Source organism: Streptomyces sp. NBC_01351, assembly GCF_036237315.1.
Lineage (GTDB): Bacteria > Actinomycetota > Actinomycetes > Streptomycetales > Streptomycetaceae > Streptomyces.
Genome location: NZ_CP108356.1, coordinates 8,363,264 through 8,384,633 on the forward strand (window position 1 = coordinate 8,363,264; position 21,370 = coordinate 8,384,633).

19 protein-coding genes and 6 pseudogenes are annotated in these 21,370 nt (G+C 68.9%); 17 read left to right on the forward strand and 8 right to left on the reverse strand.

The annotated features are described in order from the left end of the window. The first annotated feature begins 96 nt into the window (after window positions 1-96). The 4 genes from OG625_RS38575 (at window position 97) to OG625_RS38590 (ending at window position 4,566) form a co-directional block, all read left to right on the forward strand. A complete protein-coding gene (locus OG625_RS38575; protein WP_329390245.1) occupies window positions 97-765 on the forward strand; it encodes a TetR/AcrR family transcriptional regulator in 669 nt (222 codons plus the stop codon). 242 nt (window positions 766-1,007) lie between these two features. Then, complete coding sequence (locus tag OG625_RS38580; protein ID WP_329390247.1) at window positions 1,008-2,177, forward strand: tyrosine-type recombinase/integrase; 1,170 nt, start codon at window positions 1,008-1,010, stop codon at window positions 2,175-2,177. Between the two features lie 431 nt (window positions 2,178-2,608). Further along, window positions 2,609-4,048 carry a tyrosine-type recombinase/integrase gene (locus OG625_RS38585; RefSeq protein ID WP_329390249.1) on the forward strand — a complete coding sequence of 480 codons (1,440 nt, stop codon included), beginning with the start codon at window positions 2,609-2,611 and terminating at the stop codon, window positions 4,046-4,048. Next, complete coding sequence (locus OG625_RS38590; protein WP_329390252.1) at window positions 4,045-4,566, forward strand: hypothetical protein; 522 nt, start codon at window positions 4,045-4,047, stop codon at window positions 4,564-4,566. Before OG625_RS38585 ends, OG625_RS38590 begins: the two co-directional genes overlap by 4 nt. Before the next feature lie 43 nt (window positions 4,567-4,609). Here the strand turns inward: OG625_RS38590 and OG625_RS38595 are convergent, their stop codons facing one another. Next, window positions 4,610-5,761: a HEAT repeat domain-containing protein gene (locus tag OG625_RS38595; RefSeq protein ID WP_329390255.1), complete on the reverse strand. Its 1,152-nt coding sequence runs from the start codon at window positions 5,759-5,761 to the stop codon at window positions 4,610-4,612. Window positions 5,762-6,033: 272 nt separating this feature from the next. Beyond that, window positions 6,034-6,333, reverse strand: a pseudogene (locus OG625_RS38600) (transposase); the annotation flags it as partial. A gap of 57 nt (window positions 6,334-6,390) precedes the next feature. On the opposite strand from OG625_RS38600, the gene OG625_RS38605 reads away from it, so the two are divergent. From OG625_RS38605 to OG625_RS38630, 5 genes and pseudogenes are all read left to right on the forward strand, one after another. Next, window positions 6,391-7,104: an Lsr2 family DNA-binding protein gene (locus OG625_RS38605; RefSeq protein ID WP_443067845.1), complete on the forward strand. Its 714-nt coding sequence runs from the start codon at window positions 6,391-6,393 to the stop codon at window positions 7,102-7,104. A gap of 144 nt (window positions 7,105-7,248) precedes the next feature. Beyond that, window positions 7,249-8,027 (forward strand): annotated as a pseudogene (locus OG625_RS38615) (Tn3 family transposase); the annotation flags it as partial. Window positions 8,028-8,059: 32 nt separating this feature from the next. Continuing rightward, on the forward strand, window positions 8,060-8,350 hold the full coding sequence (locus OG625_RS38620; RefSeq protein ID WP_329390257.1) for a hypothetical protein: 291 nt from the start codon (window positions 8,060-8,062) through the stop codon (window positions 8,348-8,350). A 204-nt stretch (window positions 8,351-8,554) separates the two neighbouring features. Further along, window positions 8,555-8,764, forward strand: coding sequence for a hypothetical protein (locus tag OG625_RS38625; protein ID WP_329390259.1), 210 nt, complete (start codon window positions 8,555-8,557; stop codon window positions 8,762-8,764). A gap of 208 nt (window positions 8,765-8,972) precedes the next feature. Further along, window positions 8,973-9,452, forward strand: coding sequence for a hypothetical protein (locus OG625_RS38630; RefSeq protein WP_329390261.1), 480 nt, complete (start codon window positions 8,973-8,975; stop codon window positions 9,450-9,452). A gap of 20 nt (window positions 9,453-9,472) precedes the next feature. Here the strand turns inward: OG625_RS38630 and OG625_RS38635 are convergent. Beyond that, window positions 9,473-10,040: pseudogene (locus OG625_RS38635) on the reverse strand (ATP-binding protein); the annotation flags it as partial. A gap of 143 nt (window positions 10,041-10,183) precedes the next feature. On the opposite strand from OG625_RS38635, the gene OG625_RS38640 reads away from it, so the two are divergent. The 3 genes and pseudogenes from OG625_RS38640 to OG625_RS38650 all read left to right on the forward strand — a co-directional run. Next, window positions 10,184-10,327: a hypothetical protein gene (locus tag OG625_RS38640; protein WP_329390263.1), complete on the forward strand. Its 144-nt coding sequence runs from the start codon at window positions 10,184-10,186 to the stop codon at window positions 10,325-10,327. Window positions 10,328-10,404: 77 nt separating this feature from the next. Further along, window positions 10,405-11,589 carry a barstar family protein gene (locus OG625_RS38645; RefSeq protein WP_329390265.1) on the forward strand — a complete coding sequence of 395 codons (1,185 nt, stop codon included), beginning with the start codon at window positions 10,405-10,407 and terminating at the stop codon, window positions 11,587-11,589. 96 nt (window positions 11,590-11,685) lie between these two features. Beyond that, window positions 11,686-11,973, forward strand: a pseudogene (locus OG625_RS38650) (HNH endonuclease); the annotation flags it as partial. 193 nt (window positions 11,974-12,166) lie between these two features. On the opposite strand, the gene OG625_RS38655 reads toward OG625_RS38650, so the two are convergent. Continuing rightward, on the reverse strand, window positions 12,167-13,153 hold the full coding sequence (locus OG625_RS38655; RefSeq protein WP_329390270.1) for an aldo/keto reductase: 987 nt from the start codon (window positions 13,151-13,153) through the stop codon (window positions 12,167-12,169). 392 nt (window positions 13,154-13,545) lie between these two features. On the opposite strand from OG625_RS38655, the pseudogene OG625_RS38660 reads away from it, so the two are divergent. Beyond that, a pseudogene (locus OG625_RS38660) lies at window positions 13,546-13,839 on the forward strand (HNH endonuclease); the annotation flags it as partial. A gap of 147 nt (window positions 13,840-13,986) precedes the next feature. On the opposite strand, the gene OG625_RS38665 reads toward OG625_RS38660, so the two are convergent. Further along, window positions 13,987-14,403 carry a DUF3052 domain-containing protein gene (locus OG625_RS38665; protein WP_329390272.1) on the reverse strand — a complete coding sequence of 139 codons (417 nt, stop codon included), beginning with the start codon at window positions 14,401-14,403 and terminating at the stop codon, window positions 13,987-13,989. Window positions 14,404-14,678: 275 nt separating this feature from the next. On the opposite strand from OG625_RS38665, the gene OG625_RS38670 reads away from it, so the two are divergent. Further along, entirely contained in the window at window positions 14,679-14,819 is a 141-nt protein-coding gene (locus OG625_RS38670; RefSeq protein ID WP_329390274.1) for a hypothetical protein, read from the forward strand. A 285-nt stretch (window positions 14,820-15,104) separates the two neighbouring features. Here OG625_RS38670 and OG625_RS38675 read toward each other — a convergent pair whose 3' ends face one another. Next, window positions 15,105-15,362: a hypothetical protein gene (locus OG625_RS38675; RefSeq protein WP_329390276.1), complete on the reverse strand. Its 258-nt coding sequence runs from the start codon at window positions 15,360-15,362 to the stop codon at window positions 15,105-15,107. An 833-nt stretch (window positions 15,363-16,195) separates the two neighbouring features. Here OG625_RS38675 and OG625_RS38680 point away from each other — a divergent pair. Continuing rightward, complete coding sequence (locus OG625_RS38680; protein ID WP_329390278.1) at window positions 16,196-16,726, forward strand: DUF3995 domain-containing protein; 531 nt, start codon at window positions 16,196-16,198, stop codon at window positions 16,724-16,726. Between the two features lie 5 nt (window positions 16,727-16,731). On the opposite strand, the pseudogene OG625_RS38685 reads toward OG625_RS38680, so the two are convergent. Together OG625_RS38685 and OG625_RS38690 are read right to left on the reverse strand one after the other, a co-directional pair. Further along, a pseudogene (locus OG625_RS38685) lies at window positions 16,732-17,823 on the reverse strand (IS630 family transposase). A gap of 220 nt (window positions 17,824-18,043) precedes the next feature. After that, complete coding sequence (locus OG625_RS38690) at window positions 18,044-20,317, reverse strand: helicase associated domain-containing protein (RefSeq protein ID WP_329390280.1); 2,274 nt, start codon at window positions 20,315-20,317, stop codon at window positions 18,044-18,046. Between the two features lie 256 nt (window positions 20,318-20,573). Between OG625_RS38690 and OG625_RS41545 the strand changes: the two genes are divergently transcribed. Together OG625_RS41545 and OG625_RS38695 are read left to right on the forward strand one after the other, a co-directional pair. Further along, entirely contained in the window at window positions 20,574-20,843 is a 270-nt protein-coding gene (locus OG625_RS41545) for a DUF397 domain-containing protein (RefSeq protein ID WP_443067846.1), read from the forward strand. 56 nt (window positions 20,844-20,899) lie between these two features. Then, entirely contained in the window at window positions 20,900-21,367 is a 468-nt protein-coding gene (locus OG625_RS38695; protein ID WP_329390282.1) for an RICIN domain-containing protein, read from the forward strand. Window positions 21,368-21,370 lie beyond the last annotated feature (3 nt).

Sequence of the window (21,370 nt, forward strand, 5' to 3'; positions counted from 1 at the left end):
GGGGGTCGTCGCGGCGGCGGTGTGGTGGGCGGTGGCGTGGTGGATGAGCACGGGAGTTCTCCTTTAAGGCGATGAATGTTGCGTTAAAATGCTGACATGGATTCCCCTGCGCAGGCAAGCGAAGGTTTCGGCCGACAGGAACCGGTCAAACCGGCCACGACACGGCGCCGGACGGGCGGCCGGAGCGCCCGCGTCCGCGCCCAGGTGTTGGAGGCGGTGGGCGCGCTGCTCCTGGAGGCCGGGTACGACGGGCTCACGGTCGACGCGGTCGCGGAACGCGCCGGCGTCCACCGCACGACCGTCTACCGGCGCTGGGGTGACGTCGGTCGCCTGCTGGCCGACGTACTCGACGCCGCGTCCGACGACACGTGGAGCCCACCGGACACCGGGTCGCTGGAGAACGACCTGACCGCCCTCAATCAGGAGGTGTACGAGGCGCTGGCGGGTGGCGGGCCGAACGTGACCACGGCCCTGATCGCCGCCGGGTTCCGGTCGGCGGAAGCGGCAGCGGCACTGTCGCGGTTCTGGGAGGACCGCTACGCGCGCTGTGCGGTGGTCGTCACCCGCGCGGCCGACCGGGGCGAGCTGCCCGGCCCGGCCGACAGCCGGGCGCTGCTGGTCGCCGCGACCGCCCCGCTCTACCACGAACTGCTGCTGCTCCGGGCCGCCCCGGACCCGACGCTGCCGCGCCGCGCCGCCGCGGCCTCCGCGGCGGCGGCCCGCGCCGGCGCCTTCGAAGGCGCGAACTCCAGCCGCGACTGGTGACCGCCGCCCACCCGTTGGTGCACGCCGGCTATTGATGCCGTTCAGATCGGCTCGCCTTGACTGGTACAGAGAAGCCATCGAACATGCTGTCGATATGGGGTGGGTGGGAATCCGCTTTCTCTCGGGGTGGATCAGCTGTGGTGTGACGTGGGGTGAGGCGGGTTCGTTGAGCTCCTGGGACTCGTTCTCGGGGGTTGTGGCTCTGCGGCGGGTTGTTGCACGACTCGATGCAGGAGTTGCTGATGCAGGCGTTTCCCGTGGTGATGCCGTCCGGGCAGAAGTACTGGACGGTCCTTGACGACGATCTAGAGGTCGTTCCCCTGGCTGATCACTGGCTGCGGAACGTTCGGTTCGGGCGAGACCGGGCTGAGCTAACGACGAAGGCGTACGCCGGCGGCGTCGCGCTGTATCTGCGCTGGTGCGGGACGACGGGCCGGTCGTGGCCGGAGGCGGGCCGGGATCTGGGCCTGTTCATGGTCTGGCTGAGGTACACGCCGGCGCCCCGGGACGGGGTCGCGGCGGTGGTGCGGCCGGGTCCGGGGTCGGCGCCGGTGCGGTGCGAGCGGCGGATCAACCGGGTCCTGGTGGCCGTGCGGGGGCTGCTGTCGTACGCGGTGTCCGCAGGTGAGGCGTCGCGCGGGGTGCTGGGGCAGATCTACGAGCTCGCCGACAGCCGCGACCTGCCAGCTGAAGCGACGGGCGAGGACGGCGGTCTGTTCTACCGGCTGCGTCCCGTGCACCGGCTGAGGGAGCCAGCCGCCGACGTCGACCGGGCGGCTGACGCCGAGCTCTTGGCGATGTTCACCGTTTGCCGCAGCGCGCGGGACCGCCTGGTCGTGCTGCTGCTCGGACGGGTGGGGCTGCGGCGCGGGCAGGCGGCCGGGCTCCGCCGCAGCGACGTGCATCTGCTGCCGGACTCGCGGGCGCTGGGCTGCGAGTACCAGGGTGCGCACCTGCACGTCCGGAGGCGGGAGAACCCGAACGGAGCCTGGTCGAAGTCGCGGCACGCGTGGGTGGCGCCGCTGGACTTCCTGACCGTGTCCGCGTTCGACCTGTACTACGAGGAACGCCACCGGCTGCTCGGCGCCGGCGGCAGCGACTTCCTGCTGGTGAACCTGTTCCGGGCGCCGATCGGGGCGCCGATCTCGCCGGAGGCGATCGGCGAGCTGTTCGGCCGGCTCGGAGTGCGGGCGGGACTGCGGCGGCGGGTGGGTCCGCACATGGCGCGGCGTGCGTTCGGGTCGAACGTGGCGGATGCGGGCGGTTCACCGGATGAGGTCCAGGCGTTGCTGGGGCAGCGGAGCCCGGACTCTTCGGGACCGTACCGATTCCCGGATCCCGGGAGGGTGCGGGCAGCGGTCGAGCGGGTCCCCACCCCGCGCGCCCTCGGCGGGCGGGAGGAGAACCGGTGAGGGCCACCGTCTCGGCCATGCGGCCTACGGCGGTGGCGCCAGCCGGCGACGAGCGGACGGAGGAGATCCTCCGGGCTGCAAGCTCCGGCCCGAGTGCCTGCGCCCGCTCTACGACCGGCTGCGCGCCCAGCAGACGAGCCGGCTGGAGGAGGTCTCCGATCCCGAGGCCGCCGGGTACAGCCGTGAGCAAGCGACGATGATCCGTGCCGCACAGCTGGCGCTCGCCCGGCTGAACACCACGCCGGAGACCGAGCGGGTCAAGGACGTCTGGGACATGTCCGTCTTCGGGCACACCGGAGTGGTCCCGTTCACCGCGATCACCCAGAAGCCGCTGCGGGAAGCGATGAAGGTCTGGGTCTACGACGACCTTCCCCCGGCGGCGGAACAAGAACGCCGTACACCATGCCCGCGCCATCATCTCCGCCGTCGCCATGCTCTCGGAGAGCCTGCGCCTTCAGCGCCCCGACCGCGGCGAGGTGCCGGCACTGTGGGCGCGGGCCGACATCGTGGCGTACAGCAACCGCATGGGCCACCTCACCGCGACCGGCAAGCAGAGCGCGTCACGCCGGCTGGCCTACACCCGGTTCGTCCGCCGGGTCCTGCTCCGCTTCCGCACCCTGGGCCTGACCGGCCCCGGCGGCGTGCTGGAAGGGATGCCGGTCGACTTCGCGATCTGGCCCGAGGACATGCCCGACGAGCCGGAGGACGCCGAGGCCGGCCGCGATCTGCCCGAAGCGGTGATGCGCGTCCTGTGCGCCCACCTCGACCGCCTGGAGGAGATGAGCAACACCGAGACGAGGGTGGCGACCGAACTCCTCATCGACACCGGACGGCGCCCCGACGAGATCTACACCCTGGCCTGGGACTGCCTGGAAAGCGACCCCGATGGATCACCCGTGCTCGTCTACGACAACCACAAGGCCTACCGGCTCGGTCGCCGTCTGCCCATCGGCGGCGAGACCGCCGAGGTGATCCGCCGCCAGCAGCAACGCGTCCGCGACCGCTTCCCGGCCTCCGAGCCGGCCCGGCTCAAGCTCCTGCCCCGGCCTCGAACGAACCCCGAGGGCGCCAAGACGTACAAGGACATCGCTCTGGCCCACCGCACCTGGGTGGCTTCGCTGCCTGACCTCATCGTCCCGGTCATCACCACCGAGGCCGGTACCCCGGTCACCCATCTGGTGCTCTTCGACAAGACCCGCGTCTTCCCCTACGCCTACCGGCACTGCTACGCCCAGCGGCACGCCGACGCCGGAGTGCACCCCGACGTCCTCAAGGAGCTGATGGATCACCGGCTCATCTCCACCACCCAGGGCTACTACCGGGTCGGCGCGGAACGCCGTCGGGAAGCCGTCGACCGGGTCACGGCCCTCCAGTTCGACCGGCACGGCAACCGGGTCTGGCGCGCGGCCCAGAGCCTGCTCGACTCCGAGCACGTCCGCCGCGCCATCGGGGAGGTCGCCACCCCGTACGGGGTCTGCCGCGAACCCTCCAACGTCGCCGCCTGCGGCCACGCGGGCCCGCTGCGGTTCCGCTGCCTGGGGTGCGAGCACTTCTCCACCGACGTCTCCTGCCTCCCCGACCTCCAAGCCCACCTCGCCGAACTGCTGCGAAGCCGGGAACGGCTGATGTCCGCGTTCGAAGCCGACGAGTGGGCACGTACCCAGGCCATGCCCTCGCAGGAGGAGATCAGTCGGGTCCGCCGGCTCATCGACCGCGTCAGCTCTGACCTCGACCAGCTCACCGTCGAGGACCGCGCGCAGATCGAGCAGGCCGTCGCTCTCGTGCGGCGCTCGCGCACCGTCCACCTCGGCATGCCCCGCGTCGGCCAGCCCCTGCCCGACGTCCGACCCTCAAGGATCCACACGTCGTGACCACAGCCATGAACGACGGCCGCCAGGCCGATACCGAACGCCGCCGTACCCGTGTGACGAGCGCGATCATCACCGCACGGCGCGAGGGAAGCCCACTGACCGCCTCAGCCATCGCCCGCGCCGCCAGTGTGGACCGAACCTTCCTCTACCGCCATCGCGACCTCCTCGACGCGCTCCACACCGCGGCGCACGAACCGGCCACGCCGTCCGGGACTGGGCCAACAGTCTCTTCGGTATCGCTTCAAGCCGATCTCGCCAACGCAGGTGCTCGCAGCGCCCGCTTGGCCGCCCGCGTCCAGCAGCTCGAAGAACGCCTGTCGAAGGCGCTCGGTGAAGAGATCTGGCGGGCCTCCGGCCTCGGGCCACCCGCCGACGTCGCCGAGCTGAACAGTCGGATCACCAGGCTCGAACAGAGCAACGTTGAGCTGACGCGCGCGCTTGAGGAGCGTCAAGCCGAACTTGAAGCCGCCCGAGCAGCCAACCGCGACCTGACCCGCGCCCTCAATCAGAAGAGCTGACGCATCTCCACACGGTGAACGTCAGTCGAGACGAGCGTCGAGGTCAGGTCGATGCGGTGCGCGCGCGAATGCGGTGCGCGGTCCGCAGTCCCTGTTTGGCGGCGGTTGCCACGAGGCCGCCGAGGGTGGTTCTGGCGAGGTCGTGGGCGGCGAGGCGTTCCAGTGCCGGGAGGGCCCGGTCGTCGGCGGTGGAGCCGAGAGCGCGGCAGGCCAGTGCTCGGAGGTCCGGGTCGGGATCGGTGGTGAGGGCGATCAGGTCGTCCACGACCGGCGGGCCGAAGGCGGCGATCGCTGAGGCGAGATGACTGGCCTTCGGGTTCCGGCGTTCCATCATGGCTTGCCAGAGCGCAGCGAGTGCCCGGTCGCCGCCGATTTGGCCGAGCGCCAGGGCGGCCCTGCTGCGTACCCAGTTGGTCTCGTCGTTCAGCCGGGCTGTCAGGGCGGGCACGGCGGCGTGTTCCTCAAGGAGGCCGAGTGCCTCGCAGGCACCCTCGCGGACCATCGGATCGGGATGCTCCAGCAGGGCGGTGATCAGCGGAACGGCTCGGCGGAAGCCGAGTTCGGCACAGGCGAGCGCCGACCACCGCACCCCGCGGTGCCCGGTGTCGGCGAGTGCGCGCAGTAGGCCCGGTTCGACGCTCGCGTCGCCGAACAGGGCGATCCGGTTGAGTGCCTTGGTCCAGACGGTGACATCCTGCGTCCGGTGGTCGGAGGCGACCTCGGACAGGGCTGCCCGGGCCTGCGGATGGCCGAGCTCGGCCCACTCCAGCAGGGCGTCGATCGCCGACAGCCGGATCGTGCGGTTCCTGCTCAAATCGGCGGCGTGGACGGTGACGAGGGATGTCGGCCCGTCCGGCGGGTGGCCGAGTGCGTCCCCGAGCTGGCCGGCGATCGGTGGTTCGAGCTCGCCCAACCGCAGGGCCAGTGGGCCGATTCGGGTGCCGACGTCCGCGTCGTAGAGGCCGTCGCCCCGCAGGTTCGCGGCCAGCTTGGCGACCGTACGGAACAGCAGCCATGCGCGGTCCGATGGGGAATCAGCGAGGGCGTCGAGTCGGCCGGACATCGCCGCGGTGGCGGCGGTCGGCGGGCGACCGGTGGCCTCCAGGACCGCCTCTGCCCAGGCGAGTGGATCGCTCTGACGCTCGTAAAGCTGGCGACCCCACAGGCGGAGGACGGCATCACGGTGGTCGGTCATCCCAGGATCGTTCCAGCAGGGAACACCGACAGCCAGCGGGTTTTCCTCGCGGTCGGTCGGATACCAGATCATCTCGGCATTACTCCGGCAGTTTTTTGTTACGAGCACCGTCAACGGTCAGCGTCCCCCTGGGGAATCGTGACCGCCAGGGTGGGGAGGTACCTGACGCTGATCATGCAGATCGTGGGGAATTACTCCGGCTGTGGCGGATATTTCGTGACGCACACGATGAACCGTTCCGACTTTTCTGCCGGTGGTTTGTTGGCCGGTGATCAGTCGGCTCCTGGTTCTGTGTCAGCGTAGTGGGCTGCCTCGAACTCGGTGGGGCTGATCATGCCCAGACTTCCGTGCAACCGGCGGTTGTTGTACCACTCGACCCACGAGGCGGTCGCGTACTCGACGTCCGAGACCGTCCTCCAGGGACCGCCGTGGAAGACCTTGCACTCGGCCTTGTACAGGCCATTGATCGTCTCCATCAGCGCGTTGTCATACGCGTCCCCGACGCTGGCGATCGAGGGACGGATCCCCTCGATGCTCAAGTGTTCGGTGAAGCGCACGCTCGTATATTGGGCGAGTTCAACCAGTCGTTGCAACACTGGGCTGTCAGTGAACCCACGTACCGTCTGCCCATGGATGATCACATGAGCGAAATGCCGACGCACGAGAAAGAAGACGTGGGACAGGCGTGGGGCCGTGTCACCAGCTGGCTCAGGCAGAACGCTCCCAGCGTTTTCGCTGGTCTGGGCGGCCCGGGCAGCCCGACGGCCATCAGCGATGCTGAAGAGCGCATGGGGTTGAAGCTGCCGAGAGAGATGTTGCAGTGGCTTCTGGCCAACGACATCGGTGGTGAGCAGCCCCCCGACGCCGATTCGTGCCTGGTGGCGCTGGGGTGTGAGGGAATCATCCCGAACGGCGGTCTCCTGCTGGGACTCACAGATATTCAGCATGTCTACCTGCACATGTGGGGCTTGGAGAAGATGCAACCGTCAGCAGACCCCGAATCGGCCTTCTGGCGCCGGGAGTGGGTACCAATCGCCGCGGAGAGCGACGGCTTCTACGGCAGGTTCCTGGACACACGCACCGGCACCGTCGGATCTTGGTGTGAGGGGCAGAACCCTGAGGAAGGTCGCTTCGCCTCACTGGCCGACTTCTTCCACGATGCGGCGGACCATCTCGAAGGGGTGTCCTCGGAGCATCCGAGGGGGACCGTCAGGGGCCCCGTGAGGGACAGCGGTCAGGAGGGCGAGGCAATACGGCTATGGGCCCGAGCGAACGGCTACCTCGTCAATGACAAGGGACGTATCCCTGCCTCCATCCGAGAGGCGTACGAAGCCTCACTGTGAGCACCATGGCTGCCCCGTTGCTGAACAAGCCGGCGGCTCACACGCTGATTGGCGCCCTGGTTGGCTCCTGATGCCGTCAGTCCGCACCTTCCTCGCCGTCGTCGGCACACCGGATGGTGATCAACTTGAACTGTCCACATAAACTCCGACATGGTCTTCGGCATCTTCAAGATGCTCGGCTACCGCTTCTCCCCGCGCTTCAAGGACCTCGAGACCAGCGGTTCTGGAAGGCCCAGATGCCCGGCGCCGAGACGGCGGGCGGGTACGGGCCGCTGGAGGTGCTGGCCCGCAACAAGGTCAACGTGAAGAAGGTCCTGACCGCCTGGCCCGACATGCTGCGGGTGGCCGGCTCCCTGGTCACCAACCAGGTGAGGGCCTACGACCTGCTGCGAATGTTCGGCCGCGAAGGCCACCCCACCCCGCTGGGGCAGGCGTTCGCCGAGTACGGGCGCATCGCCAAGACCCTGCACCTGCTCGCCGTCGTCGACCCGGTCGACGACACTTACCGGCGCCAGATGCACAAACAGCTCACCGTTCAGGAGTCCCGCCACAAGCTCGCCCGCGACATCTGCCACGGCAAGAAGGGCACCATCCACCAGGCGTACCGGGACGGGATGGAGGACCAGCTCGGCTCGCTCGGCCTGGTCCTGAACGCCGTGGTGCTCTGGACGACCCGGTACATCGACGCTGCCGTCGCCCAGCTCCGCGCCGAGGACCACGAGATCCGCGATGAGGACGTGGCCCGCCTCTCCCCGCTCAAGCACAAGAACCTCAACGTCCTGGGCCGCTACAGCTTCACCGCCTCCATCCCCGTCGGCGGCGGCCTGCGTCCGTTGCGCGACCCGGACGCGGTCGAACTTGACGATGACGACGAGGGAACGGAGGAATCGGGAGTTCGATTGCATCAAGGCGGCGGCGAGTGATGATGGTCGTTCCCAGGTGGCAGTCTGGGGTGATGAGACCCTGGGGCACCTCCACCGAGAACGACCTACGGCATCTGCTCAATGAGTGGGACCCGATCGGCGTCGCCGACGACGTGCAGGACGAGTACGACTGCATGCTCGCTCCCCTGCTCGGGAGGCTTCACAGCGGCGCCAGCCAGGCGGAGCTCGGTGAGTTCCTCCGGCATGAGTTGGAGGATCACTTCGGTCTCGACTCCTTGGGCCTGCGGCCAGACGCGATGGCCGCGCGAGTGATCGCCTGGTGGACGCGTGCTGGCCAGGCCGATGGCGCCGCCAGCGCGTAGCAGCTCCCTCGCATCAGCTTCTGATCGTTGGTCCAGTGTGCCGCTGACTGACGCGCAGTGCGCGCGCCGTCAGGCCCGCCCCGGCGGTCGCGGCACCAGGGACACATCCCAGTCCTCACGCACAGGCCAGGAGCGGACCGCGGGCCCGGTGGCGGCTCGGCAGACTACGGTCGGACGGGGAGAGCGACGCCCGCGGTCTTACGGGTGCTGCGGCGGCCCTATGACCTTCTGGCCGATCTGCTCGGCAAGCCACTGCGCGAAGCGGTCCTCGTAACCATCACCGTTGCGTCGTCGAACGTGGACGAGGACCGTGTGCGTGTCGGCGTGGACATCGAGTCCGCGATCGGTGCAGTGGAGCAGGAGCGTGACCTTGGCGTTGTCCGTCTCACCTCTGGCTGCGTCAGTGACAACTGACTCCAGAGGTAGGTCAGTTCTGACTCCGTTCAGGGGTATCAGGGGCAAGATCTGAATGTGAGAAGTGACTCCACCTCAGACACGTGAGCGGCCAATACTTCGGCCGTTCTGGATGGTGGTCGACCTCTCGGACCGGTGGATCAAACCGGTCCGAGCTGTGGCGGTAGCTTGCGAGGCCCCGCCTTGGCGAGCGTGAAAGCATGCGGCCATGCCCCTCCCACACCCCAATGGCCACTACGCGATCACCGCGATGTACTCCGTAGCCGATGACGCCTGGTACTTGGAACTGGAGCTTGCCGCCGAGCAACTCCACCTCGTGACCGCAGTCGTCCCCGACGAGGATCCTGCACGAGAACCGACGGTGTGTTTCGACCCTCGCGGGCGTCACCTGGAAGTCCCCTACGAAGTCATGCGCTGGTTCATGGACCAGGTCGACGAAGAGATCCGTTCGTCTCGTGCCTGGATGCAACTAAGGCCCGAGCTCGTCGATACCATTTACCGACTGCGCCAGGAATACATGGGCTTCATTGACGATGAAGACTTCCCTAAGGTCCTGGCTGAGATACGTGCCGCACTCCCTGAAGCGGATATCCCCGCCGTTCTTTCGGCCGCCTTCGGGTTGAATCCAGACGGCACCACCGTGGACCATCCGCAAGCGCCTGCAGATGACCAAGCAAACAGGTCTTAGCCCCGTGACCTGGACAGACGTCAGCTCGTGACCGCTGCGGCCGCTTCGGCGCGGGCCCGTGTGACGGCCAGGCGGTAGGAGTCGGTGCCGGTCTCGATAATGTTGCCGCCGAAAGTGAGGCGGTCCACGATGGCCGCGCAGAGCCGTGGATCGGTGAGGCTATCGCCACAGAGCTCTTCTCCTCGCGCTCGGTCAAAACCTGGAATAGGAGTCGGCACCGCGCCGGTCCAGTTCCATATAACCCAGCTCGTCAATACAGAGAAGGTCGACGCGGCCGTATCGGGCGATGGTCTTGGCGAGGAGTTTCTCGTCGGCTGCTTCGACGAGTTCGTTGACGAGTTTGGTCGCGAGGACGTACTTGACCCGGTAGCCGTGCATCGCGGCCTCGGTGCCGACTGCGATCAGGAGGTGTGACTTCCCGGTCCCCGAGTCGCCGATCAGGCAGAGAGGCATGCTCTTCTTGACCCAGTCGCAGGAGGCCAGGGTGTGGATCGCGGCCGGGTCGATGGCCGGGTTCGAATCGAAGGCAAAGGCCCGGAGGGACTTGTCACGCGGGAAGCCGGCGGCCTTGATGCGCCGCTCGGAGCGGCAACACGACCGTCATCTGGCTCTTCCCCGGCGGTCGGCCGGGGACCCACCGCTCCGCCAGCTCCCTCGCCCGGGCCCTGGCCAGCCACGGAATCCCCATCCGTCCCTCTCGCGCGACCGCCCTGATCCAGCTCGCCGAGGAGATGCCGCCGGCGGTCCTGGCCCCGCTCCTCGGGCTCCACGTCATCACCGCGCTGCAGTGGCGCCGCCGAGCCGCAACCGACTGGACCACCTACCTCCAGGCACGCCAACAGGCCATCGGCAGACTTCATCAGAACAAGAGCTGACTGGCCCTTCCGGCGGGCCAGGGAACGTTGCTCCGTATCGTTGACCCGCCAAGTCGGTTCAACTGTTCGGAGGCTTCGTGCGGGTCGAGGACCATGCCACGTGGGATCACATCTTTCCGGTCAGATACCTTCTGATACGCCGGGATGCTGACCTTGAGAGCGACTTCTGGGGGCGGTGCGCCGATGTCGAGGGACTGTTCGCCGACCCGGTGCCGCCGCCACGTGAACTCCTTACTCTGCGCGGGTGCACGCCCGCAGGCCCATGGCACGATGTGCTCGCCTTTCCCGACGAGGCCACGCGGTCTCTGGGCAATCTGGACGTTGACATCTCGGATGAGAAGGGCCCCCAGTTCGCGTGGACCCTGGTGGACACGGTCGTCATCTCGCACTCGCCCAACGCGACCGATCCGGACCTCGTCGACGTCGTCGTCGGCACTGGCGTGATCGAACACAGCGAGGTCTGGCCCGGCGCCGGCCCTGGCACCATGCCTGCCGTGCCGCGTTTCGCAGTAGCCGAAGAGGACTACAGGGGCGGGCCTGTCGGCGAATGTCACAGCATCGACGGTCTCCTCGCCCCGCGCAAGGTCCGCCCAGACATCCCCTTGCAGCTCATTGGCTGCGAGCCCGGTGAGCGACTGCTCACTGCCCTGCGCAACCCGCAAGCCTGGACCCAAGAGTGGGGGGTACTGGTGGCACTGGACCGGTTCGGGCGGGAGATGGGGTCCCATGGGATCCGTCTGGAGATCGCCAAGGTCAGTGCATCCGTGCTGGGCGGGTCCCTGATCGACATCACGCTCGCCGACGGAGGGGACGACGACCGACCCTCGCTGGGTGCCCGACGCATCTGGGAGACCTGGTACCAGAGCTTCCCAACGACGCCCAACCAGTGGGCCTCACTGGACACGCGAGGCCGAACTGAGTGGCTCGCCCTGATACGCCCTCATCCAGGCGGCGAGCCGGATCGGACTGGGGAAACCCATCACCTTGAGGGACGATTCATCACCGACAAGCCCGGCCTCTACTGCGCGCTGGGAGAAGCACTCATCGGTCCCGGCCGCTGGTTCGGACGAGGGCTCGACGATCTCAAAGACTGCCTGGGCGGCCAACGCGGCGTCATCGGGCCCTTCACCTTGATCTGGCACGACGCCGACATCGCTCGCCATGCATTGAACTTCACCCTCGACCACGGCGAAAAGCTCACCTACTTCGAGGAAGCCGTGCAACTCCTTGAGAGCTGCGGCGTCACCGTTATCCTCCGGTGAATCCACCGAACACCTGGCGAAGCAAGCCGCACCACTCTGATGCGACTGCTGAACCAGCCATACGAATACCGCGCGTTCGGAATGACGCTCCCGCCAGCTGGCGCCTCCGCCTGGACGCCCGCGCGGCGTGAGGCGTACGCGAACGACCAGCAGCAGGCCAGCAGCCTCGTCGCGGTCACCGTGCGCTCGAACCGGCAGAAGTCCGACCAGGACCCCTTCGAGTGGCTCCCGCCGGCCTCCGAGGCGCTGTGCCGGTACGCCTCGGAGTGGACCGCTACCAAGCTCCGCTGGCAGCTCGCCGTCGACCAGAACGAACAGGACCGCCTCTACGACATCGCGGCCGGCTGCGCCGGCAACACCGTCACCTACACCCACGCCCCGTAGGCACACACGGACAGGCCCCGCTCCCCCCGGGCGATGCGGCGGCATCGCCGGGGGGAACAGAGCCTGCGCCTGAGCGGGACCGGTCGGGCTGCGCCTGCTGCTGCGGTGGGGTCAGCGGATGGCTGCGATCGTGACCGGGAGGCTGATCCACAAACCCTGGCGGGGATGCACTCCGGGGCCGTGTTCGGCGGGGTCAGCGGTCGATGGCGGCCATGTTCGCCTCGTCGTGACGCTCGCCCGTGGCGGGGGTGAGGTTGTTCAGCCGCTCCAGCTGGGCCGGGGTGAGCTCGATGCCGTCTGCGGCGGTGTTCTCCTCGACGCGGGCGACCCGCCGGGTTCCGGGGATGGGGGCGATGTCGTTGCCGCGGGTGAGGATCCACGCCAGCGCGGTCTGCGCCGGCGTGGCGCCGATGTCGGCGCCGATCGCCTGCACCTCGTCGACGATCGCCAGGTTGCGCTGGAAGTTCTCGCCGGTGAACCGCGGGTTGGTCTTGCGCCAGTCATCGTCGGGGAAGTCGTCGACGGAGCGGATCTGCCCGGTCAGCAGACCGTGCCCGAGCGGCGAGTAGGGGACGAAGCCGATGCCGAGTTCACGCAGCAGCGGGAGGATCTCGTCCTCGACGTCGCGGGTCCACAGCGAGTACTCGGTCTGCAGGGCTGCGACCGGGTGCACGGCGTGGGCGCGGCGGATCGTTGCGGGGCTGGCCTCGGAGAGCCCGATGTGGCGGATCTTGCCCTCAGTGACGAGCTCGGCCAGTGCGCCGACGGTCTCCTCGATGGGCGTGTTCGGGTCGACGCGGTGCTGGTAGTACAGGTCGATGTGGTCGGTGCCAAGACGCTTCAGGGAGCCCTCGACGGCGGCCTTCACGTTGGCGGCGGTGCTGTCGGTGACGCCCGGGGCCGGGCTGTCGCCGGCATGGGAGACCAGTCCGAACTTGGTGGCCACGACGACCTGGTCGCGGCGGCCCTTGATGGCCTTGCCGACGACTTCTTCGCTGTGGAAGGGGCCATAGATCTCGGCGGTGTCGATGTGCGTGACGCCGAGGTCGAGTGCCCGGTGGATGGTGCGGACCGACTCGCTGTCGTCGAGCCTTCCGCCGGTGGTGTAGATGCCGGCCATGGTCATGGCGCCCAGGCCGATGCGCGAGACGTCCAGCCCGCCCAGCGATACGTGCTTCATCAGATGCTCCTTCTTCCTGGTGGTGCGATGTGCGGTGCAGCAGGCCCGCTCTCCAGGCAACCACCCGCCGACCCGCCGCGGAGGCCCGTACAGGGGCTCGTTCGTCCAGGGGTCCAGCAGTACCCCTTTCGCTGCCCGGCAGGTCCATGGGCGTGCCGTACGCGCCGCCCGACACCGCACCCTCACCGTCCGCTCCCTCGTCCGTCTCGTCCTCGCTGCTGGCGACCAGGTCCTCCAGGCGCGAGCGTGTCGCGTGTGAGATCCGCTCCACCCTGCTACGGCAACAGGACCTTCACCGATGATCGTTCCGGCGCTCGCTGAGCCGTCGTCGCCCAGGGGAGTCGTACCGCCATCGGGGGAATACCGCACGCTTCGAATGACGCTCCCCGCCAGCTGGCGCCAGTTCGTGGACCGCTCAAAGGCGCGAGGCGTACGCGAACGACCTTGGCCAGGAGTCCAGCCTGGTTGCGGTGACGGCCCGGTCCAATCGCAGCAAGGCGGATCAGGATCCGGCTCAGTGGCTGCCGCCGTCGGGTTCGGAGCGGGTGCTGTGCCAGTACGGCGCGGAGTGGACCGCGACCAAGCTCCGTTGGGGCCTGGCGGTGGACGAGCTCGAACGTGACCGGCTCCTGGACATCGCTGCCGGCTGCGGTGGCACCGACGTGGTGTTCACCCCTGCCCCGTAGGCCGGGAAGGGCTTGAGTGACCGGTGCGCTCGCGGTACGAGGTGCAGCCCGCAGGGGGCCAGGCCATCGACCCCGTGTGCGCGTGAAGGCGCCCAGCCCGAGGCGGCGGGCTGGGCGCCTGTGTCTCTCGCGGGCTCGTTCCGGCCGCTACCGGTTGGCCTTGGGGGTGGCCAGGCGAAGCCCGTTCCAGCCCGTGCCTGCGCTCGCTGAGCCGACCTGCTGAAGGCCGGCCGTCACTGCTGCCTCCTGGATGTCTGAGGGCTCGACGTACCCGTCGCGTCCGGACTTCGGTGTGAACAGCCAGATCAAGGCGAAGCCTTCGACAAGTGTCGTTGCATCGACCAGCGCGTCGGCAAGATCGCCGTCCTCGTCCCGGAACCAGACGATCACGGCATCGACGACATCGTCGTACTCCTCACCGACCAGCTCGGTGCCCGTCAGGTCTTTGATGGCCCCGCGAAGCTCCTGCTCCGCGTCGTCTTCGTAGCCGAGTTCCTGGACGACCATTCCCGACTGGAAGCCCAGTCGGACTGCCGGGTTGGTTTGCTCTTCTGTTGCGCTCATGACGGCTCCTGTGGTCTGGGCGCGACTGTCGCACGCTTCCATCCGTAGCCAATCAGATACACAACGTGTCGAACCCGGGTGTGATCAAACTCGGCGCTGCCATCGACCGCGCTGTCGGGTCGCCCGTTTCCTCAACCCGTGACGTCCGACGGCCAGCAATACGGCACGGTTCGAATGACGCTCCCCGCCAGCTGGTGGCTACGGCTGGACCACGGAGCGGCGCCGCCGGTACGCCAACGAGCTCGGCAGCGATGTGACCCTGGTCGGCCCCGGCGGTGCACTGCCTGTACATCGGCGAGTGGGTGGCGACCAAGCACTCGTGGTCGCTGGCCGTGGACCAGGCCGAGCGTGAGGCGCTGCTGTGGTACGCGGCCGACTGCCCGAACGCGACGCCGGCCTTCGAGCGGGCCTCCTGACCTCCGGCTGAAACCGTCCTCTCGGACCGACCTCGGCGCGGGTCGCCACCACCCGGTGGCGGCCCGCGCTGTCGTGTGTCCGGGGCCGCCCAGGACACCCCCGCAGGGGTGATTTTTGCCCTCGCGTACGCTTAGGCGGTTTGTGCGGTGTGCTCCCAACTCGTCCTGAAAACATGCCTCTTGACACGTTCTGGGATCTTTCGGCATCTTTCCGGCACGGCTCGACGGTCGGGCCGCATGGTGTGCGTTTGGGGTGTGTTTCGGCATGGGTGGACGGCGTGAGGTCTACGACTCGGTGCAGGCGGCGGGCCGGTTGCGGGTTCCGGTGGCGGCGTGGAGGTGGGCGACGGGTTCGGGTCTGGTCCCGGCGGCGGACGCCGGCCGGGGGGAGTGGTCGCGGGCGGTGGTCGAGGCGGTCGACCCGGAGGCGGTGCGGGCCGCGTTGCGGGGCCCGATCGGCGCCGGGGTGGCGGCGGACCGGCTGACGGAAGCCCTGGGGGTCCCGCTGCCGCCGATGCGGCCTCGGGTGACGGCGGCGGCCATCGGGCATCTCGTCCGGGCCGGCCTGCTGGTCTACCTCGGCGGTGAGGCGGAGTTCCCCGAGGTGCACCCGGAGCAGGTGGCGGCCCTGGCCCGCCGCCGGGACCTGCCCGCGCTCCTGGACCGGCACGTGCCCCTCGGCCCCGACCAGGCCGCCGTCCGCCTCGGGGTGCGGCGTCGGGACTTTGACGAAGTGGTCCGACTCGGTTTCCTCGCCCCTGTGGCGACGGTGGAGATCGACTACAAGCGCCAGGGCGGCGTGACCACCGTCCCGCTCTACAGCGCCCGTGACATCGCGCTCCTGGACGTGGTCCGCCCTCGGGTGGACTGGCGGGCTGTGCGGGAGACCCGGCCGGGCCGCCGGTCTCTGCTCGTCGGCCTGACTCCGCTCACCCCGGACACGGACCGGGTTCTGCTCGCGGAGGTGGGCTGGATCGCGGGGGTGGGGCGGGCGGCGGTGGTCAACTGGCGGCGCCGCCACACCGACTTCCCCGCCCCGACCGGCGGGACGGACGTGCATCCGGAGTTCGACCGGGCCGACGTCGTCGTGTGGCTGCTCGCCCACGACAAGATCGTCATTCCCGCCGGGGCGGGGGCGGCCTCGCTGCGGGTGCGCGGCACACGGGGCGCCACAGGCCGGTTCCGGCTGGATGCCCCGTTGGCTGGGCCTCGCCGAGGGGCCTGTCCGCTACCGGGGGCGGACCGGGCTCCCCCGGGTGGGGGAGTACGGGATCGTGCTGCGGCCGGATCCGGGGGAGGGGCCTGTTCGGAGAGGCTAGGTCCACGGCGGGGGGACACCGGACCGCCACCCGAACCCGAGCATCCCGGAGGACCCGATGGCGACCGAGAACGGGACCGAGAACCCGACCGAGAACGCGACCGTGCTGCCCGCCCGCCGGTCCGCATGGCCCGGTTGGGTGGCCGCCGCCGCGGCCCTGGCGTACGCGGCTCCGCACTTCTGGTGGGGCGCCGGCGTCTCGGCGATGTTCCCCGGGGACTTCGCCATGGCCCCGGACGGGAACCTGGAGGCCGCCATCGGCTACTGGTTCATGGGCGCCCTGGCCGTGTTCGGCGCGGTGCTCGCCCTCGCCCTGGTCCGTCCCTGGGGCCGCCGCTTCCCGGCCCTCCTCATCGCCGTCCCGTCGGGGCTCGCCGCGATCGGGATGATCCTCTGGGGCTTCATGTACTTCGCGATGCAGTACATGCTCGCCGTCGGCCGCGTGGTCTCGTCCCCGGCCTTCGCGGCCAAGGACGCCCACCCGCAGGCCGCCTGGGGGCTGTTCTGGTACGGCCTCTTCCTGGTCTGGGGCATCACCCTGGGCATCGCCGCCTGGCAGCGCCTGCGCGCGCGCCGGGACGGGGCCTGACACCCCTAGTCTTCTGAGTCAGGAATTCTGTTCAGATATGAGGCGAGGCGTTCGAGGATCTCGTCCGCGGTCTTGGTCCAGATGTAGGGCCTGGGGTCGGTGTTCCAGGCTGCGATCCAGGTCCGGATGTCCTTCTCCAAGGCCTGGACGGTCTTGTGGACGCCTCGCCGTATCTGTTTGTTCGTCAGCTCGGCGAACCATCGCTCCACAAGGTTGAGCCAGGACGATCCAGTCGGTGTGAAGTGCAGATGGAACCGTGGGTGGGCCAGTAGTCAGGTCTTGATGGCCGGGGTCTTGTGGGTGGCGTAGTTGTCCAGCACGAGGTGGATGCCGAGGCCGTCCGGCACTTCCCGGTCGAGCTTGATGAGGAACTTCTTGAACTCCTCGGCGCGGTGGCGGCGGTGCAGGGAACCGATGACCTTGCCGGTGGCGACCCCCAGGGCGGCGAACAGGGTGGTGGTGCCGGCCCGGACATAGTCGTGCGTGACGCGTTGCGGCACTCCGGGCATCATCGGCAGCACCGGCTGTGAGCGGTCGAGGGCCTGGATCTGCGACTTCTCGTCCACGCAGAAGACCAGAGCCCGCTCGGGCGGGTCCAGATAGAGGCCGACGACATCGTGGACCTTGTCGACGAAGTACGGGTCTGTCGACAGCTTGAACGTCTCCGACCGGTGCGGCGGCAGACCGAACGCCCGCCAGACCCGCGACACCGTCGACTGCGACAAGCCCGTCTGCCTCGCCATCGACCGCGTCGACCAGTGCGTCGCGTTCTTCGGAGCCGACTCCAGCGTCCTGGTGACCAGCGCGGCCACCTGCTCGTCGGTCACCGTCCGGGGACCGCCCGATCGGGGCATGTCTCCCAGGCCGGCGATCCGATGCTCAACGAACCTTGCCCGCCAGCGGCCCACCGCATGCGGCGTCGAGCCGAGCCGGGCAGCGACGTCCTTGTTGGACGCACCCCCCGCGCAGGCCAGGATGATCCGACAGCGCAAGGCCCACGCCTGCGGCGTGGAACGGCGTCGCACCCGCCCCTCGAGCGCAGCCCGTTCCTCGTCCGACAGAACCAACTCGGCCTTCGGCCGTCCAGTACGTGCCACAGGCCAAGTCTAAACATCTGAACAGAATTCCTGACTCAGAAGACTAGGGCCTGTCGTCAAACTCCCGTCTACCCCGCCCTTCGGGCGACGACGGGAGTTTGACGACAAGCCCTGGCCGTCTGTGCAGGCTCGACAACACGAGGCCCCCGGGACGCTCGTCCCGGGGGCCTGGCTGTGCACTTCGCTGACCGCCTGGTTCAACGACCAGCGGGAGGGGGTGTTACGCCCAGTCCACGCCCAACTCACCAAGTGCTGCCCGCTGCTTGGCATCGAGTTTGGCGCGGCGGGTTTTGGTGTTGGAGATCCATACGCCGAGCTTCACGACGGCCGGCTCCGTCTCGCCGTCGGCCGCAATGGGCTCGGCGTGGCTGCGCGGCACAGGCCGTTCCGCGCCTTCCCGCTCCACCCACTGCGCGAGCGCTGCCAGGCCCCGCTGGAACGCCTGCTGTGGCTCCTTCGCTGTACGCGGCGCCGCTGAGGCGGGAGATGGCGTCTGGGTGGGCTGTACGCCGAGCTTGGTCAGCCGTTCCCGCTGCTCGGGGAGAAGCTGCGCCCAGGTGCCCGGCTCCTGCTGCCGCCACCGCCACCTGCCGACGTCGTCGCCCTCGAAGACGACACCCGGTGCGATGTAGGGCAGGACGCCGTCGGCGTCGACCAGGTCCGCGAGGACGCGGTAGTGGCGTTGCCAGTCGAGCGGCCATGGGCAGTCCCAGTCCTGGTCGATCGTGGTGAGCTGCGCCGCGCGCTCCGCTGCCCGGTCCGGGTCTTTGCCGAGGCCGTTCTTCGCGCCCTTGCGGCGGAGGTTGGCCATGTGCTGCCCGATGGGCACCATCTCGTCGTCCTCGCCCCACACCGCGTCCTGCCGGGGCGCGAGGTGCCCGGTAGCGCGGTGGTAGGAGCGGAGCACGGCGAGCTTGGCCTCCCACGCCTCTTCGCCGGGCTCCCAGACCATCCCGGCCTCGGGCGCGTCCAGCAGGGTCTTGCGGCGCTCCTCGAGCTCTCCGGCGCGCAGTGCTTTGCGCTGTTGGTGCACCCACCGGCCGAGGGGGAAGTCCTTGGTGATGCCGACTTCGGTCTCGGTGTCGTACGGGACGGCGTACAGGCCGGTGATCCCGTTCTCGGCCCGCCACCGCAGGAGGGCCTGGTAGCCCTCCAGCCACACCAGGCTGTCCGGCCGGTAGACCCGGGTGCGCAGGAACGCGGCGATCGTGGCCGCGTCCCGGGGAGAGGAGAAGTGGAGCAGGGCCGCCGCGGCGACGGCGTCGGCGCCTTTCTCCTGGTCCTCGCCCTCGCCGCCGGCCCCGACGATCCGCCCGTCCTCGTCGCGGTGCAGGTGGACCTTGCGCTGGCCGCTGGTGAGGGCGCGGGAGGCGAGCTGCTCGACCAGGCGCTCATCATGACTGCGGAGGCCCTGGAGGACCGCTACAAGCGGCTTGAAGCTCGCTGAGGCGACCATGTCGGTCGGGTCCTCGCCCGGCTCCAGGAACACCGGCACGATGATCCGCGCGACCTTGGTGCTGCCATCGCGGTTGAGCCACAGGGCCCGGCCGATGTTCTGGACGATCTCGACCTGGGAGCCGCGGGTGTCGGCGAAGCAGATCGCCTCCACGCCGCGCTCGCCGGTGATGTCGACGCCCTCGCCGAGGACGCGTACGGATGCGAGGAACGCCCGGTGCACGCGCCGGTTGGTCGCGTCGATGCCGTTGGCGAACTGGCGCAGGACCTCGCGGCGCTCGGTGACGCGGTGGTCGCCGCACAGCCACGCCGACCAAACCCGGTCCGGGGGTACGTGGCGGCCGGCCTCCAGCTCGTAGAACTCCGCCTCGATTGACGACTTCGGCAGCTTCTCCGCGGCCGCCAGGTCGGCGTTGGAGGCGTCGGTGACGTAGAGCTCGGCGGCGGTCTCCGGCAGCTTGTCCGCGAACGCGGCTGCTTCTTCGACCCTCTGGTGGAACGTCATGACCGTACGCAGGTTGTACGCTGCGGCGTGCTCCAGGAGCGCGGTCTGCAGGAGCGCCAGGCGCCGGCCCCGCCGCGCTTCCTCGGATTCCCCGAGGACGGGGGAGGGGTCTCGGATCTCCAGCACGTCGATCTCGAACCCAGCGAGGATGCCCCGCTCGATCGCCTCCGACAGGCCGAGCTCGGCCAGCCATGCTCCGTACGTGCCGTCCGGGTCGTCGGCCATGCTCGCGAACTCCAGCTCCTGGCCGCCGGTGCCCTTCTGCGGCCGGGCCGCGGCGAGGATGCGCGGCGTGGCGGTGAGGTAGAGCCGGAAGTCCGCCGGGATGCGGGCGTTGTCGTGGATCGCCGCCCACGGCCGCCCGAGATCACCAGCGGTGCCGTGAGTGCGATGTGCCGGGTTGATGTCAGTGGGCTGCTGGCAGTGACGGGCTGTCAGGTAGTCGTGTTTGTACTGGTCGTGTAGCCAGGGGCTTGGTTCGTCACTGACATGGGGGTGGTGTTCGGTGTGCCTGTCACTGTCACGGGGCGGCACACATGCAGGTCGCCCACTGACAGGAACGCGGGAGATCGCATTCGGGGGCCGGCTGCGCCGGGTCGAGTTGTCGTGGTCGGGGCCCTGGGGGCGGTCTCAGGTGTGCCGGCACTCCCGACCGTTCGCCGGGCCGGCCGGCTGCTCGTGCACGGAGGCCGTCTGCGGGCACCTTCTGGTGGACTATGCAGGGTGTCTGCATCACGGGGGTTCCGGCGGGCCCGCCCGCGATGGAACACCACCGCGCCGGCAATATCCGGTGCCGCGAACTCGTCGCGGCCCGCGAGGTGTAGTCGCCGTCCGTGACTCCAGGAACCCCGAAGGCCGCGCCTTCCGCACCACCGCTGCCGCCTTGGCCGCCTTCGTGGGCGGCCGTCGCCGAGGGGCATATCAGGTGCTGATGGAGCGGTCACGGAGGAACCGGAGGTGTTTCCCGAGAAAACCTGCCCACCGGGGGCAACCACAGAGCATGCCCGTGTGTCGTACATTCTTGGCGCGTACATGTGGATTGCTATTGGAGGGCAAGTGAGAACGAAGAAGACGGCGAAGGTTGCTGCCACCGTTGCGGCTGGGGTCGCGTTGGTGATGACGAACTCTGGTGCCTCCCACGCGGCGGACAGCGGCCCCCTTTACATCAAGAACGCAAACAGCAACAAGTGCCTGGAGATCGAGAACTCCAGCAAGGTCAACGGGGCCAATGCCCAGCAGTGGAGTTGTGTGGGGCAGTCGGGATCCAAGTGGAAGTTGCGCCCCCTCGGCAACAGCGAGTACCAGATCATCAACATAAACAGCGGGAAGTGCCTGGAGGTCGAGAACGGATGGCGGCACAATGGCGCCCCGATCCAGCAGTGGACCTGCGACGCGAGCATCGGCCATCAAAAGTGGGAGATCATCCAGAACATCGGATCCGGCGGAGACCTCTGGCTCTGGAATGTGGGCACCAGCCACGTAGCCGAGGTCGAGAACTCCTGGACGCACGACGGCGCCCCCGTACAGCAGTGGTCGACTGTCTACGCGGCGCGGGGACAGCAGTGGTACTTCATGAACGCCTGACCT